Genomic DNA, 16,249 nt, shown 5'->3' on the forward strand with positions numbered 1-16,249 from the left:
TTAATTAAGAATAAATAGCTCCTCTGGTAAGTCTTCATTTACTTCAAAATCTTCCCAAATAATGGTATTGGCCAATTTATCGTCGTAATATAAATCTACCTGACCAGATTGCAGCCACGAATACTCTGGCTTGGTAAAAAAATTAGAATAGATACGATGGTGCCATCCTTTAGGTGTTTGAAAAGCTACTTTTACTATTTTGAATTCTTCTTTATCGATACCAAAAAAAGTTTCTCCTTTGTTTTTGTCAATTACTTTAATTTGATACACGGCTTTCTGGTTAACGGTGTCATCTTCCATTTTTTGTAGTGCATAGCCTTCATCAAAAGCATGCCTGATAACGCCAAACCCAAAATTGGAAGCCCATCGTTTGTCGGCCTCGGATTTTTCTTGTTTTCCATTGGCATCATAGGTGTTTTGCCCATCATAAGTAACTATAAATATAGGATTACCGTTTTTGAAGGATTCTATCCGCACTTTTCCATTTGCCTTATGGGCATTTTCTTTTTTACTTTCAAAAACACGCCACATGTTGTGTTCTTCATGTTTTGATTCCTTACCGTTTTGATAAAAAATTCCACGTCCTTTTAGGGTTAAGCTTTTAGGGTTTTGCCAAAACTTTCCGCCAGACTTTTCATGTGCCTTTTGCATAATCTCGACAGCTGTTAGCGTTTTTACTTTCTTTTCTTTGGACTTTTTATCAGTACAACCGCTAAATACAACACAAATAATGGTTATAATATGAATAGGTTTCATAAAGGTGTTTTAATTTTCACAAGACTTTTCTTTTAGGTTTATTGTGGGTCCCTTATCATTTACACCAAAAACCAGCTTTCCACTTTCGTCTAAAGCTTTATCATTTAGTAGAAGGGCATCTTTGCGTAAAATCAAGGTTTCGTTTAAATAAACTTGGGTATTGAATCGCTCGGAAAAATAACTACAGCTATTTTCTTTTAGATAACCCTCAAATTGATTTTTCTTTTTTTTCCAGAACACATCACAACCCGGTTTCAAAATAAAATCGTTTATTGATAGTGTTTGAAAAAATGATGGATCTAGATGCGCATTTTTAAATTTCTCTGGCTCTTTAGGAGTGTAGATTGTAAGACGAATGGCCTGTTCTTCTTCATCTATTGAAAAAGCATAAATACGTTGACGATAGATATCGTCTAAATCGTAGTGCTGTGATTGTTGTGCATAGAGCGTTCTACCTTCAATAAAGTTTAGTTTAACTGGATAAAAGATATGATGGGTTTGTCGATGCCTTTTTTCTTTTGCAAGGTCAATGACAGCTTCTTTGTAAACCTGCTCATGATTATCGTATTCACCGGGAAACCACTCTAAAAGCTCATTTAGATTTTCCTTAAGGGAAGCTGTGATTGTACTATTTTGCCCAAATGTCATGATAGGACTAAGCCATAAACCAATTATGATCCTCAAAAATAGATAGCTACGCATGACTTTTAATTAATTGAATATTAGGAATAAAAAGCATGATTATAATTGCAGAAAAAACATGTAGAAAAGCTACAATAATGAATACGGGCGAGTAAGAGATTGTATCTACTAACCAACCAATGACCGGTGTAAATAACATGGCACCGAAACTACCCGCTGAACCTGAAATTCCCCATACCGATGCTGCATCCTTTTTCGAAAATAAATCAATGGGCAAGGTAAACAAAGCAGATTGTTTGAATTGAGTTGCAAAAAGGGCGAAACTAATTAGGGCAATCGCCCAATATGGCGAATCAATGTATAAACAGCCCAAGATGGGAACGACCAAAAGTGCGCCTATCCATATTACTCTTTTTCTAGACTTATCCAGAGAGACCCCTCTTTTCATAAGTCTACTACCGGTCCATCCACCAACAAAACTACCAACATCCGAAAGTACAAAAGGTATCCATGCGAATAGGGCAATATCCGTTAGGGTAAAACCTTTTTCATCGGCTAACCATGAAGGCAACCAGAAAACAAAAAAGTAAAATACCCCATCAGATACAAATCGTGATAATGCCAAGCCCCAAACCTCTTTGTGCTTAAAATAATTTAACCATGGTGTTTTACTTTTTTGAATTGTTTCTTCTTGGTCTTCCTTAATGTAGCGCAATTCTTCCTTTGAAATTCTTGGATGTTTTTTTGGTACATAATAAATCCATCGCCATAGCGCCAACCAGATAAAACCGATACCTCCGGTTATAACGAATGCCATTTTCCAACCGTAGGCGATAATTAGCCATGCCATTAAGGGTGGTGCTATAATTGCTCCCATGCCAGGCCCCATATTTAAAATACCCACGGCCTTGCTTCGCTCTTTTTTTGGAAACCATTCAGATATGGCTTTCATTGCGGAAGGGTAATTACCGGCCTCGCCAATACCTAATAAAAAACGGAAAATACCTAAACTTAACATTCCACTTCCAAAAGCATGTAGCATATTGGCTATTGACCACCATATTACAGAGAGGCTAAAGCCCTTTTTTGTGCCTATTTTATCGATTACAATACCTGAAACCAATTGCATAATAGCGTATGCCAGTAAAAATGCACTAACGATCCAGCCGTATTGCTCGTTAGATAATTCCAAGTCCTTTTTAATAACCGGAGCCGCTACGGATAAAGCTTGCCTATCTATGTAGTTTATGGTCGTTGCCAAAAAGATGGTGCCGATAATATACCACCGTAAGTTTTTTATGGGTTTCATTAATCTTATTGGTTGTAATTCTAAACCATGAAAAAAGTAATAAAAAAAGGCACCACTAAAAAGTGATGCCTAATACTTAGAACTAACTCAAACTTAATTCTTAAAATTTGTACCCAATTGTAAATAATACTCTTTTTGGGTTTTGGAACACCGCTGTGGTTATTCTACCAGCACTTGTCGGGTTGTTTTGTTTCTCAATTAAAGGAGCATCTGTATTTTGACCACCTACAACAAGTTGTCTCGCATTGGCACCATCAAAAAGGTTTTTAATACGCATACTAAATCTCAGTTCATCGGTTCCAAGTGGAAAAGCATAATAAGCTCCAAAATTGTACTCAGATATGCTTGGTAACTCAAAAAGGTTTAATGCATCCGCATAACCACCTGAATAGGTAAATCCACCAAAATCGGCACCCCATCGATCAGCATTGTAGCCAACATTAACATTTATAATTGAAGTAGGTCTATTTTGCGCCTTTAGGCCATTCAAATTGATACCTGCATTTACGCCGCTTCCAACAAGGTTAAGGCCAAACAGTTCACCTGCTTGATCAACGTTTGTTGCATCAGGTGTACCGTCTCTATCGGTGTCAACTGTACTCAATGGAACAAAGAAATCCTCGTATTGCGAATCTTGGAGGGTAAGAGCACCACGTACAATTAAGCCTTTTATACCTTTGGGCGTAAAGGTAGCGGCAAACTCTCCTCCGAGTATTTTGTTCGAACCGGCTGGTCTTTCTACAAATTCTCCCAGATTACCATCAAAAACCGTGGCAATTCTATTGTCTATTTTGGTATTGAATAAGGTAAAATCAAGGGTTAAATCACCCAATCCGGCTCTGTATCCTAATTCAAGATTATTGACCACTTCGTTATCTTCTGGAACGATACTGGTTGCATTTATTGATCCTGGGAGGGAGAATGCTCTAACGTAGTTAGCATATAGTGCCGATGATTCACCAATCAAATAGTTCGCACCTACGGAATAGGAATAATCGTTGAATTTTAATTCGTTCTCCACAACCTCACCACTAGGGTCAAAATCTATTCCGGAATTTGGAATTTCTTCAGGATTGGTATTGAATCGTGATTTTAGCCAGTCATAGCGAAATGCAATGTTTACGCTCAATTTTTCATTGAAAACCATTTCATCCCCTATGAAAATCCCGGTAGCCGATTCCCCTCGGTTAGAAGAAGTATTCGAAATATAGGAGGTTGCTGGAGGCTGTGGAAAACCGAAAGAACCTGAACTGAATCCGAAAGAAGGACCTACTTCAGGGTTTCTAAAGGACACACTGGATCCGTAAACAAAATTCAGGCCTAAACGATCTCTTTCAGCAGTACTGTAATATAGACCACCACTGATATTGTGCTCAGCTTTTTCGCTTTTAATTTGTTTTGAAATTCTATGTTCTGTAATCAACTCCACGTTTTGATTAAATGCCTGACCGTTAAAGCGGTTGACCGTAGCATCTGCTTCGTAGAAGGTTGAAAAGTTAAACTCATTGATGTCTTCGTAAACAAAGTTATTATATCTGAAGCGCTCACTCCAAAACCATCCGTTTCCTAAATCAATGTTGAAGTCAACACCAATGTTTCCTCCTTTAGTCACCTCTCTATTGGCACCGGGGGCATCTCTAATTGGTGAACCGTCTGCTTGTGTAGCTAGGGTAGGATTGAAAAACCCCTGACGCACGTCAAGAACACCAAAGGCCCTATCTAATGGTCTGGCGTCATTAAAGAAAGTGTTCGCTGGGTGCCATCCTTCTAAAATGCGACCATTTTCCAAATCCCATGGAGAATCAGTAATATTTTGAAATTGATTATTGAAAACACTACCATACAAACGAATAGAGGAAGTTTCTGAAATTAGATAGTCAAAATTGGCTCTTACTTGAGCGCCTCTGTCTTTAGCAAATTGCTCTTTTACCCCAGAATCTTCCAAAACATATCCTCCAATATTGTAGCGTAATTTATCGGAAATAGGTCCATTAAAATTAAAGTCTGCTCTAAAATCGACCTCACCATCAAATTGGTGACCCTCCCTTGAGTTATTACTGTACTTGGTAATTTGAAAATTTCCATGATGCTCGGTTCCACCAGTTTTTGAAATAATATTGATGGCACCTGCAGCTGCTGCACGACCGAATAGTGTGGCCGCTGCGCCTCTTACGACCTCAATGTTCTGGACATTTTGGTCGATTCCAAAAAATTCTTGCTGACTTCCTGATTGTGCTGCGATAGCAGACACGGGCAGTCCGTCTATGAGTGTAGTCGAATAGATAGAACCTCCGGGAAAACCACGAATATTGAATCCACCTTTTCTACCCTGTGTTTCATCTATAATGACACCTGGTGTGTTCTGAATCGCTTCTGTAAATGACTCCGCTTTTAAGGTTGCTAATTCCTCTGTACCAATGGTATTAATTGCTGTTGTTGCCTGTAGCTTTCTAACTGGCTTTCTCGTTGAAGAAACAACAACTTCATTTAAAAGACTTACATTTTCTCTTAATTGAACATTAACCGTACTTCCATTAACTTCTTGTCTTTGGGTTTGATAACCAATGTAAGAGAAGATTAGAACATCTCCTTGATTTGCCTGAATGGAGTAGTTACCATCTTCATCTGTTACACTACCAGTACTGGTTCCTTGAACTTGAATATTGGCACCTAAGATTCCAATACCGTCTTGATCAGTTACTTTTCCTGTAACCGTGCTTTGGGCGAAAACCCCTGTAGAGCAGCAAATAAAGCTGACTAAACAGATAAAATTTAAGATTTTTTTCATTTTTCTAAGTTTTAGTCCTTCGTTTAACTATTAGTTAATATGATTTTAAGTACTTGATTTATAGTTAATTAATTTCGATTGGTATCAATCTTATCAAGTATTACTTTTCGAATATAATAATTAATTATGTTAATCGTTAACTAAATTAACTATTTTTTTAAATAAATTTTAACTTGATTTTTTTGGAGATGAAAAATTCAATGAGAAATGTGGGAATATCAAACGATTTGTTCTTGCCAAAATGATTTTGTTATTCTTTTAGATAATAAACCACATTTTTGATGCATAATTCGTAAATAGTCCTATATAATTAAGCAGATTAATAGTTAACTAAATTAACTTTTGGTAAATTGCTATTAAAGAAACTTCGAAGGACGAATTAGAAAGTCCTTCATTTTTGATTATAAGAATTAAATTGAATACAATGCGAAAAGAACAAAGCAAATTTTTAGCGCTAATTTTTTTCATAACCTTATTTATAGGGTGTAAAGAAAAAAATGAACAGCCAGCTGACCAAGAATTAGAAAAAGCCGAAACAACTGCTCATCCATGGGCAGAAAAAGCCTCTTACCAGAATGCCCCTGATGTATTAAAGAATTGGGTCGATGCACGTTGTGGTACGGGCGAAGCGGTTCATTGGGTGGCCGATGGCGCTGTTTACGAGTATCCATCGGGCAAAAAACTATTTGGAATGATAGGTTTTGATAGTTCTACTATTATTTGGCCAGATGAGCCGAATGGAAAAATTACGCATTTAACGAGAAAAACGTTTGCATATACTGATCCAGAAACTGGTGAAGTATTGAAAGAATATAATGGTCAACCCGTTACCCCCATTGCTTATCCTTATCAAATGATTACCTATAGGTTAGAGAACGATAGAATATATGGTGATGTAGAGCAAGGAGTAGGAGATCGCGTTCAGGTCATAAAATCAGAAGATGGAATACCTTATCGTAAAATGGGAGCGAGCTACATTTATAATGCTCAAGTATATTTAGATTTTCCGCTACCAACAGGAAAACAGTATCAAGCTTGGGAAAATTATGATTTCTTTATCCATCCAGAAGGTTCGGTAGATGAACCACATCAAATGGCCTGGCAGCGTTACGGAGCTTTACCTCCTTGGGCGGGAATGCCGGATAAAAAGGCAATCATACAATTGCACTCATGGCGCGTTGAAAGTCATGATGAGTTTCCACCAAAATTATTGGCTTGGGCAAAAGCTGAAAAACCGAAATGGTTAAATCCACCAAAAGATATTGCTGAAGTAAGAGCCTTACAAAGTGGTGAAGCAGGAGCAGGCTGGGGTAGATAGAAAATACGACATATTAAAAAAAGGGTAGAGGCAATTGCCTCTACCCTTTTTTATGTATAACACTTGAACTATTATTTTGTTTCTTCTTTTAAATATTCTATCAGAGCAGTTTGTTGTTCTTCATTTTTGATTCCTATAAACGCCATTGTGGTGCCAGGAACATAGTCTGATGGTTTAGAAAGCCAATTACGGATTTTTTCTTCATCCCAAACGATGCTCGAATTAGTTAGGGCTTCAGAGTAGGTAAAATTCTCAAGAGAGGCTGCAGGTCTGCCAAAAATTCCATGAAGATTGGGCCCTACTTTATTAGGTTGTCCTTCTTTTAAGTTGTGACAAGCTGCGCATTGAATAAAAGCCCTAGCTCCAGCAGATAATTTTTGTTTTGGCTCTTTTTTTGCGACTTCGGTCTTTGGTCTTTTAATAAGGCTATCTTCCTTTTTTTCTTTTTTTTCTCCACAAGAAACCATAATCAATGTAAGAGATAAGGCGAGTATGGTCTTAAAATCTGTATTTAAACGTTTCATTTAATAGGTCTTTTCTAGTTGTAAAATGTATCATTATTCTTCAATTTTTTGACAAAAACAGGATACCCATCCGCTATTAAAGGATAGTTTTTTAGCATCAGGTTCGGCAGTTACCAAAATGTTTGATCGGGTTTTTCTTTCTTCAATAAAGCGCATCATAAAAAAATCGGAACCTGTTGCATAGAACGGGTATTCTTTATCACGAAGCTGAAAACCATATTTCTTGTTGTCCTTAGGGTAGGTTACCCAGGCAAAACCACCTTGGTCGTGAATTTTTAAACCTTTTATGGCGACATCTCCTTCATCAGGCTCTGCGTATGATTTGATATAGAAGTTTACATCACAGGAGTACATATCGGCCCTTCTCATCTTATGAGGAATGTCATTGGGATGGCCTTTATAAAAAGAATCATCTTTTACCAAATAGGTTTGATCAACTCGCCAATACTGATTTTGAGAGATGGTCATATTATGAACGGAGTATCTTTTTAGGTCATTTTCTCCAAATACACAAGCCTTATCTTTCATACTGCCTTCATACTGTTCACCTACTTTTTTAAAAAAGACATTACAGCCATCCAAACCAAAAAGCTTGTCTTGAGGAAAGTCCTTAAAGATTTCAGGTTTTTTATACGCTCCTTGGTATTTTTTGGCATCCTTTATAAAATAGAGTTCCATCTCTATTTCCTCTGCGGGGGCATTGCTCTTAAAAGAAACAATACGCTGTCTAGTGATGTTGGTAGTATCTCCACCTGTATATTCTTCGACATAAAAGACATGTTTTCCGATTTTAGGGGCATCGATACGGGCGTGAATAGCATGTACCCGTTCATGTACATCTTCAACCTTCATTCTTCCTTCGAACCAAAGTTGAGAATCATTGTCAAATTCACCCTCGAACCATTTTGTCAAAAGTAAAATGTCTCTAGTATTCGGGTCTAATTGCGCATTACTATTCTGAAGGCCAACAATAGAGAAAATGGAACAGAAAAGTAGCGTGCAAATGGATTTCGTTAGGTTCATTTTTAGTGTATTAAGCTTCCATAATAATTTCAAGGGCCGCTCTTTCACCCGACTCAAAGGCACCTTCCATACCACGCTCCATAATTGCCGTATGTTCTCCACAGAAATGAATGTTACCGTGTCTAGGTCTCATATGATTACCAAACTTGGTTACCTGTCCTGGCTGCCAGTATACCCAATCCCCAGCGCCGTGAATATCGCGTTCACAAGATTGAATCAATAACGGTTTAAGAAGTCCTTTAGTAGATGGTCTCATTTCGGCAAGTTTTCTTTGGCAGTAGGCAAATACTTGCTCATCGGGCATCAATCTAAATTTAAGAGATTCTGGCCCATTAATAAATACAACAAGAGCTTCGGGCCCGTTTTTATCTCTTTTTGGTCGTACTGCGATTCTTTCTAATTCGCCATCGGACCAAATACTAGGGGCCAAGCCGTCTTTTTCCCAGTAGGGCTCTAAAACTTGAAAGTGTGCCTGTATGGATAAGCCATACCCTATTTGGTCGATAGCTTCAGAGGCAATACCTTTTATCAAAGGCTCAAAAGTCACATTTTTTAAAACGGAAATAGGAATGCTACAAATAACATGGTCCGCTTTATAGGTGGTGTTGTCTGAACAGGTGATTTCTGTTACATTATTTTTTTCTCTGAAGGCAACAACAGTTTTACTGAGCTGTACTTCATTGTTTAAACTTTCGGCCATTAATTGAGGTAACTGAGAGTTACCGCCTTTAATCATTTTATAGCTATGACCGTCTTCAAATTTGAGTTTACTATTGAATTCGTTCACATGATATCTTCTAAGTTCGTTTAGGGCAGAAGTTCTATGCATTCCACCTGAATGTATCGTTACATTCATCAACCGAATCGTCTCTTCATTCAAGCCTTTTGACCTCAGATATTGATCATGGGGAATATCATACTTCTGAAACTCTGGTTTTAACCATGCGTCTAGAGGTTGGTCCTTTAATGGGTTTTCGTGATTTGATATCTTTGAAAGAAATTGACTCGGCAATAGATTTTTGAACTCTCCTTGAATTGGATTTAATGGATGATCATGCCAGTCCTCAGCGGTGATATATTCTCCCTTAATATGATACATCCATGGTCTATTGTTATTGTTCATTTCAGGTGTAAACAATTCTAAGCCCATTTTATCTACCATACTTATCATACGGGCATAGTTAGCCCCTATCCACTCTCCGGCGGCTTCTGGTTTTCCTGGTATATTATCTAAGGTATAAACACGACCTCCCAGACGTTTTCTTCCTTCAAGCACCAATACATCTAAACCTGCTTCCTCAAGCAAAACAGCTGCCTGTAAACCGGATAGACCGGCACCTACTACTATGGCGTCATATTTTTCTTTTGCAGGCCCTTTAGGTTGAACGGGTAAGAGAGCGGTATCCTTTTCGTCTTTGTTTCCCTCTTTTGTAGCGCAATTGGCCAAACCTAAAGCACCAACAGCCGCAGCAGCACCTGCAACATTTTTTACAAATTTTCTTCTTGTGGTTTTCATCTCTATTTCTTTAGCAATTTTTTAATTCTTTTCAGCTTTGGCCGCAACTCTAAAACCGAGCATAAAACTTTTATAATTTGCACCATCTCTTGAGCGAACTGCCGCTCTAGCCCACGAAATTCCGCTTATCCAGCTTCCACCTTTAGGTGTTCTCGCGTCACACTCATTATTTTCATTTTCCGTCCAAGCTGTTCCATCTACCGGTGCATTGGATAAATCGTTTTGAAAACAGTCACTGGTCCATTCCCATGCGTTACCTACCATATCGTAAAGACCGAACTTATTAGGTTTGAATCTGCCTACCCTTGTAGTAAAAACATAGCCATCAGTACACGGAAAAGAAGCTCTTGTCGGAAATTTATTTGCAAATGCCCTATCGCCTACATTGGCATAACCGCAGGCTTCGGCGGGATCAGTGCCCCAATACCATGGTGTTGAACTCCCGGCTCTTGATGCATATTCGAATTCTACTGCTGAGGGTACTCGATAAACCCTCCCGGTTTTTTTGCTCAACCATTGGGCATAGGCGTTGGCATCTGTCCAACTTACGCATACCACAGGGTCAGTCTCTCTTTGCGGATATCCTGGGTTTTTCCAGTTGTGTTCGGCAACATAGCCATAACTTTTTCCGTCATAGTAATTACATCCTATCAAGGGTTCACCTTTATAGTAGGCTTGATTCGACTTATACTTCGTTTCTTCCATAAAAACGCGGTATTGTGCTAGGGTAACCTCATTCTTGGCCATTGCAAAGGGCTCACTTATAGTAGCTTTAACGCGATCTCGTTCTCCTCTTTTTCTACCTATTTCATCTTCATATGAGCCTATGTAGACTGACCCAGCAGGTACGATAACCATTTCCGGACAGTTCTTACAATCTTTAAAAGTCGGAATACTATCGTTTTGTGCTATGATTGTTTGATAACCTAAAAATAGGATGCTTACATGAAGTATTGTGAAAGCCTTCATCATTTTAGTTGAGATTAATAGCTTAATTTAAGGTGTATTTTGAAGATTTCTCTGTGATTTTAAAAAGAAAAAGCCCTTCAAAAAATATTTTACAAGTACAAGATATAAAATTAATAGTTAACTTAATTAACTATTAATATAATTAATTATTTTATTTTTAGGGAATCTTGCGAAAATTAACATATACATTATGAATACCTTATTTAAAATTTATTTGTCATTGGTTCTTGTTGTTTTTTCTTTCAGTTGTAAAGAAAATAGTGGCGAAGAAACAGTTGATACCGAAGTTTCAGTTTTTGAAAAGACAGCGTTGGCCTATAATTTGGATGACCCGATGGACCAACTGCTTATTTTTGAGAAATTACAGGGTGATATTTCAGGAAAGAAAACCTACTCTTATTCAGAAGGCCGTGTTTTTGGAATTCGAACAGACCGACCAGATAGTTTAAATGTATTTGGTAAAGAAGTATTTAAATATACGGGTTGTGGTATTAAAATAATGAGACAATTGGATAATGGTAATATCGAAACCAAGTCCAAAGGTTGGTTGTTGTACCAAGATTCTAAAACAGGAGAATTTTTGGATAAAATGACCAACCCGTATACGGGTCAAGAAGTTGAAGTTCCTGCCTTTAGGGCTGGCATACGTGGAGGGGTCATGACCCCGAATGGACCTGTAGTGGATGCTAATTTTAAGATGGAGAGTACGGCAATTGGCGCTCCTTTAAATTTACAATTTACAGAAATAGGTGGCCGTATGCATGTAACTAGACATGCCTTTACCAAATGGTTCGAAAGTAAATCTCAAACGTGGAGAACAGAAATGACCTTAGATACTTATGATTTTGACACCGCTTATCTTACCGACAGATCACATACGCATATACCTTCCGATTATCACTGGACAAGTCAAACATCTTGGTTGTCATTACTCGATATGGCAGGAACCCCTGGCCATATGATATGGACTTCTAGTGGACAGACCTTTTACAATAAGAGCGATTTGCCAGAGACTTTTATTAAAGCTACGGAAGATAAACAACCAGATGTTTTTACTGAACCTTTAGAATGGGATAAAGAATGAAAAAGTTAGAAAGCAAAAATCAAGTATCGAAAATGAATCGTCGTAAGATGCTTCAAAAAACCGGATTGGCGCTCGCCGCGGCTCCTTTCTATTTTGGATTGGAATCATGTGTGAGTGGAGGTAAAAAATCTTTTGATGCCGATGTTATCATAGTAGGTGCGGGTCTTTCAGGGCTCAATGCTGCCCTCACTTTAGAGAATATCGGATATAAAGTTATTGTTGTTGAGGCGACCGATAGATTCGGGGGGCGTGTGCATACTGCAAAAGATAGCGATGTGCCTGGCCACCCAGAGCTTGGGGCCAATGGAATCGGTGGTGGGTATGCCCGATTGTTGGATGCCGCTCAAAAATATGGAGTTGAGATAGGGCCTTACAGGCCTAGAACAGAGCCAAGAAAAGGGGAAATATTGTATGCGGTTAAAAATAACCTTATTCTTCCTTCTGATTGGAGTTCACATGGCGCTAATCCAATGCCAGAAGGGTATAGAAAGGGATCTCCAACTTCTCCCGCCTGGTCAGTTTATGATAAATTAAATCCTTTACCAAAAAACGACTTAACAGCTTGGCAAAATTCAGAATATGCCAAATGGGATAAATCAGTTTACACCACATTAAAAGAAAACGGCTTCTCGGACGAAGCTATAAAACTTGCAGTTAGTACCAATTCTAGTTACGGTGCCGATGCGAAAAGTATATCTGTATTGATGTATTTTCAAATTTTAAATTTCATAACCCAACAAGCAGCTTCATCTGGTAAAGGAGGGGCCGCAATAGGAGGAAATCAGCGTATACCCGAAGCTATGGCTGGTGCCTTTAAACAAGACATTTTATTGGAATCACCGGTAAAATCTATTGTTTCAGAAGCTGATGCGGCCAGTGTAACCTTAACGAACGATAAAAAATTAAGGGCGCCTTATGTATTGTGCACATTACCGGCTTCTGCATTGCGTAATATAAAAATGTCTCCCTCTCCAGAAGGGAAACAAGGGAAAGCCTTTCAAAATTTATCATATACCCCTTGTGCTCAAATTCATTTTGTCCCTACCAAAAAGTATTGGGAAGAAGATGGACTTCCGCCCAGTATGTGGTGTGATAATTTAGCAGGTCGTTTTATGGCGTTGAAAAATGATATAAACCACCCTGATAGAGTGACCAGTTGTGTGGCCTATCTAAACAGCAACGTCGCCCTATCAGTAGACAAAATGAAACGTGAAGATGCAATTTCTGCTGTGACCAAAACTTTGGAAGAGATGCGCCCCAGCCTAAAAGGAGCGCTCAAATATGTACACTATTGGACTTGGATAAACAACCCATACGCGGGAGGTGCATATGCCTACTGGAAACCCGGCGAAATAACCGATTTCTCAAAAGAAATAGCAAAACCAAATGGCAGAATTCATTTTGCCGGCGAACATACTGCGGTTTTAGCTAGGGGAATGGAAGGCGCAATGGAATCAGGTGAACGAGCTGCCCTTGAGATTATGAATTTAATTTAACACGAAATAGATACAGATGAAAACTTTTAAATTTAAACTGAACGGTGTTTTTTTAATTGCTTTGCTACTTGTAGCTTCCAGCTGCAAAGAAAAGGCTAAAGAAACCGAGGAAACACAGGAACCTGTAGTTAAAGAATTGACCCTTAACGAACAGATGGATGAAATTATGCGCATGTGGCCGGGTAAGTATAATAACGATAAACAATGTGCTGAGGCAGAAGCGAACGGTGAAGACGTTTGGCGATTAGATGATTCTGGTGAGAACGGTTATCTAAATATAGAATCGCACTATATTAAACTAGATAAACCGGATATTGCCGAACATGTTTTGTATGTTGAAGAATATAGAGATCATCAACCCGATTCAACTTATAGACAACGTATTTATACAATTAGCGAGGTAGATAGTGTAATACGGGTGAAAATGTGGCCTTTTAAGGATAAGAAAAAATATGTTGGCGCTTGGAAAAATCCTTCTGTTTTAGATAGTCTTTCCGTAGAAGAAATCAGCTCTTATCCAGATATCTGTGATCTTTTGGTAAAACAAGTTGATGGAAAATACAATATGAAGATGAACGGAAAAGACTGCACCTTTGGCACTAAAACTTTTAATTATGAAGTAATGTTGAGCGAAGATGTTTTTGCTTACAGAGATAAAATTACTGACAAAGAAACCGATTCGGTTATTTCTACTGCTGCCGATTATAAGTTTCATAATTTAGATAGAATCAATTAATAAGGTCGAACTTGTTACATTTATGCAAAAAAGTGCTGTTTTAAAGTTCTATACAATGATAGATTTTGGTAAAGCAGCACTGCTTGTTTTAGTACTGATTTTGTTTGGATGTAAAAAGATTCAAAAAAATCAGGACACTTTAGATTTTGAAGAGGAAGTTATAACGGCCAAAAATTTTAATGTTATGTCCACTGATTTTTCACCACTAATTTCGGGGATTGAACTTTTCAATATTAAAAACAAAGAAGATCTAATACTAATCGATGCAAGATTTGGTAAAAGTGCTAAAGCCGATTATCTCAAAGCGCATTTAAAGGGAGCACTTTATGTGGATTTAAACAAACAATTATCCGACATAAAAGAAGATGCTGCGAACGGTGGACGACACCCTTTGCCAAGTATTACGGAATTTTCTAAGGTTTTGGCTTCTTTGGGTATTACTAAAGAAAGTCATGTGGTTGTGTACGACGCTACAAATGGGGCTATGGCAGCTGCACGTTTTTGGTGGATGTTGAAAGCAGTGGGCCACAAAAGATTACAAGTACTCAATGGTGGCATGAAAGAAGCCGTTAAAGTTGGTTTTCCTACAAATTCAGGCGAGGAGTCTACCCACGAAGTTTCATCTTATGAAATTAAAAAATGGTCTTTACCATTAACAAACATTGACGAGGTCGAGAAAAATGTGCAAGATGAAAACCATATTGTAATAGATGTTCGGGCCGAAGAACGTTACAAAGGAGAAACAGAGCCTATAGACTTAATTGCCGGTCATATTCCTGGGGCAATTAACGTGCCACTCACAGGCAATGTAAATGCAGATGGTCTCTTTTTATCATCAGAAGAACTGAATATCAAATACAAAAATATAATAGGCGATATACCTTCAAAAAATGTGACGGTTCACTGTGGTTCTGGTGTAACAGCTTGCCATACTCTTTTGGCCTTAAATCATGCTGGTTTTAAAATACCTAATCTCTATGTAGGTTCATGGAGCGAATGGTCTAGAAATGATAAACCCATAGCCACAAAAGAATAACCTTATATTTTTAAGAACCCGGTCTTAGTGCATGCTGTAACTTTCTATTTTCCGGTGTGTCTAAATCACATTGTACACGAATCCATCCGGGGTTAAAACCTATTCGGTCCGCCCCCGGATTTCCCCATGAATAAATAAGTGTTTTTCCTTTTTGTGAACCTTCTTGAATAAAGATTACAAAGGTTTCCCGTTGCATTCCTAAAGACCATGTATTTCGCATGCCTAAGACCATATGCCTGCCATCGTCATAGTCAAATTCAAATTTGCCCCCTTGGTCATGTATGGGTATATAATACTTGGTTATAGTGGGTCTTCCGTTTGTCGCGTTCGGAAAGTCTATCATACACACAAAACATCGTGATTTTTCTAAAAGGTAAGCGGATAGCTGTTCAGTCTCTTGCAAACGCCTTCCAGTTGCCCTATCATACTTGATTTCTTTAAAAGTATAATCCTTTTCTCCGACTGTAATTTGATAGTCCAAAGTAATTTTTGAATCGGAAGATACATTACAGTCTTTATGTTCTGTTTTTCCTTTGAATACCATTCCCTCCCTTTGCATCAATAGGTCACAACCTGCATTTAACAAAGGCGATGTCGGAGAAATATTGTTCAAAAAAGAAAGTGTGTTTTCGGCAGCTAGCTGAGGTGTTGGACTCTTAAAATGATAGGTTTTAATACGTATGGCTTTTGCTTCCTCATCAGCTGATAGGCTGTAAATACTTTGCCTTGTAATATTTGAGGGGTCGTCATTTTGGTATTCTTCGACATACATTACGTAGGCCCCGAATTTTGGTAGAGTTACTTTTTTGGTAAAATTATGAACGCGTTCATGTTTTCCCTTTTCTGGAGTATCTTTTTTGAGATAAGCATCAAAATCGATTTGTTCCACATTATCATACTCTCCAGGCCATATTTTCATCAAGTATTCCAATTCACGTTCTTGATAGGTGTAATTTCGCTCTTCATAATTTTCGTTTTGCGAATAAAGGGGCGCTAATAGTACCAAAAAGATTGCAGAAATATAAAGATGTAAAGTTTTCATTGAAATTGGT

At 38.0% G+C, this 16,249-nt stretch carries 14 protein-coding genes; 5 read left to right on the forward strand and 9 right to left on the reverse strand.

The window, feature by feature from the left end; genetic code table 11:
* The 4 genes from ACZ1GR_RS16920 to ACZ1GR_RS16935 form a co-directional block, all read right to left on the reverse strand.
* The gene (locus tag ACZ1GR_RS16920) at positions 1 to 756 is read right to left on the reverse strand and encodes a LolA-like protein (RefSeq protein WP_472610022.1); all 756 of its coding nucleotides are present in this window, start codon (positions 754 to 756) and stop codon (positions 1 to 3) included.
* Positions 757 to 765: 9 nt separating this feature from the next.
* Positions 766 to 1,404 (reverse strand): chromophore lyase CpcT/CpeT, encoded by a 639-nt coding sequence (locus ACZ1GR_RS16925; protein ID WP_472610023.1) that lies wholly within the window; start codon positions 1,402 to 1,404, stop codon positions 766 to 768.
* 46 nt (positions 1,405 to 1,450) lie between these two features.
* On the reverse strand, positions 1,451 to 2,707 hold the full coding sequence (locus tag ACZ1GR_RS16930; protein WP_472610024.1) for an MFS transporter: 1,257 nt from the start codon (positions 2,705 to 2,707) through the stop codon (positions 1,451 to 1,453).
* Positions 2,708 to 2,807: 100 nt separating this feature from the next.
* Positions 2,808 to 5,495 carry a TonB-dependent receptor gene (locus ACZ1GR_RS16935; protein ID WP_472610025.1) on the reverse strand — a complete coding sequence of 896 codons (2,688 nt, stop codon included), beginning with the start codon at positions 5,493 to 5,495 and terminating at the stop codon, positions 2,808 to 2,810.
* A 424-nt stretch (positions 5,496 to 5,919) separates the two neighbouring features.
* On the opposite strand from ACZ1GR_RS16935, the gene ACZ1GR_RS16940 reads away from it, so the two are divergent.
* Positions 5,920 to 6,813, forward strand: coding sequence for a DUF1838 family protein (locus ACZ1GR_RS16940; RefSeq protein WP_472610026.1), 894 nt, complete (start codon positions 5,920 to 5,922; stop codon positions 6,811 to 6,813).
* Positions 6,814 to 6,884: 71 nt separating this feature from the next.
* On the opposite strand, the gene ACZ1GR_RS16945 is transcribed toward ACZ1GR_RS16940, so the two are convergent.
* From ACZ1GR_RS16945 to ACZ1GR_RS16960, 4 genes are read right to left on the reverse strand one after another with little or no spacing between them, the layout of a single operon-like run.
* The gene (locus tag ACZ1GR_RS16945) at positions 6,885 to 7,337 is read right to left on the reverse strand and encodes a c-type cytochrome (RefSeq protein ID WP_472610027.1); all 453 of its coding nucleotides are present in this window, start codon (positions 7,335 to 7,337) and stop codon (positions 6,885 to 6,887) included.
* 33 nt (positions 7,338 to 7,370) lie between these two features.
* Positions 7,371 to 8,360 (reverse strand): chromophore lyase CpcT/CpeT, encoded by a 990-nt coding sequence (locus ACZ1GR_RS16950; protein ID WP_472610028.1) that lies wholly within the window; start codon positions 8,358 to 8,360, stop codon positions 7,371 to 7,373.
* A 10-nt stretch (positions 8,361 to 8,370) separates the two neighbouring features.
* Positions 8,371 to 9,876 carry a flavin monoamine oxidase family protein gene (locus ACZ1GR_RS16955; protein WP_472610029.1) on the reverse strand — a complete coding sequence of 502 codons (1,506 nt, stop codon included), beginning with the start codon at positions 9,874 to 9,876 and terminating at the stop codon, positions 8,371 to 8,373.
* Between the two features lie 21 nt (positions 9,877 to 9,897).
* Positions 9,898 to 10,848, reverse strand: coding sequence for a formylglycine-generating enzyme family protein (locus tag ACZ1GR_RS16960; RefSeq protein ID WP_472610030.1), 951 nt, complete (start codon positions 10,846 to 10,848; stop codon positions 9,898 to 9,900).
* 187 nt (positions 10,849 to 11,035) lie between these two features.
* Here ACZ1GR_RS16960 and ACZ1GR_RS16965 point away from each other — a divergent pair, with 187 nt between their 5' ends.
* From ACZ1GR_RS16965 to ACZ1GR_RS16980, 4 genes are all read left to right on the forward strand, one after another.
* Entirely contained in the window at positions 11,036 to 11,929 is an 894-nt protein-coding gene (locus ACZ1GR_RS16965; RefSeq protein ID WP_472610031.1) for a DUF1838 family protein, read from the forward strand.
* On the forward strand, positions 11,926 to 13,425 hold the full coding sequence (locus ACZ1GR_RS16970; protein ID WP_472610032.1) for a flavin monoamine oxidase family protein: 1,500 nt from the start codon (positions 11,926 to 11,928) through the stop codon (positions 13,423 to 13,425). Before ACZ1GR_RS16965 ends, ACZ1GR_RS16970 begins: the two co-directional genes overlap by 4 nt.
* A gap of 16 nt (positions 13,426 to 13,441) precedes the next feature.
* Positions 13,442 to 14,161 carry a chromophore lyase CpcT/CpeT gene (locus ACZ1GR_RS16975; protein ID WP_472610033.1) on the forward strand — a complete coding sequence of 240 codons (720 nt, stop codon included), beginning with the start codon at positions 13,442 to 13,444 and terminating at the stop codon, positions 14,159 to 14,161.
* 184 nt (positions 14,162 to 14,345) lie between these two features.
* Positions 14,346 to 15,197, forward strand: coding sequence for a sulfurtransferase (locus tag ACZ1GR_RS16980; RefSeq protein ID WP_472611835.1), 852 nt, complete (start codon positions 14,346 to 14,348; stop codon positions 15,195 to 15,197).
* Positions 15,198 to 15,207: 10 nt separating this feature from the next.
* Here the strand turns inward: ACZ1GR_RS16980 and ACZ1GR_RS16985 are convergent, their stop codons facing one another.
* Positions 15,208 to 16,239 carry a CpcT/CpeT family chromophore lyase gene (locus ACZ1GR_RS16985; RefSeq protein ID WP_472610034.1) on the reverse strand — a complete coding sequence of 344 codons (1,032 nt, stop codon included), beginning with the start codon at positions 16,237 to 16,239 and terminating at the stop codon, positions 15,208 to 15,210.
* Positions 16,240 to 16,249: the final 10 nt, after the last annotated feature.

The sequence above is a fragment of the Croceitalea sp. W27 genome (assembly GCF_055693185.1).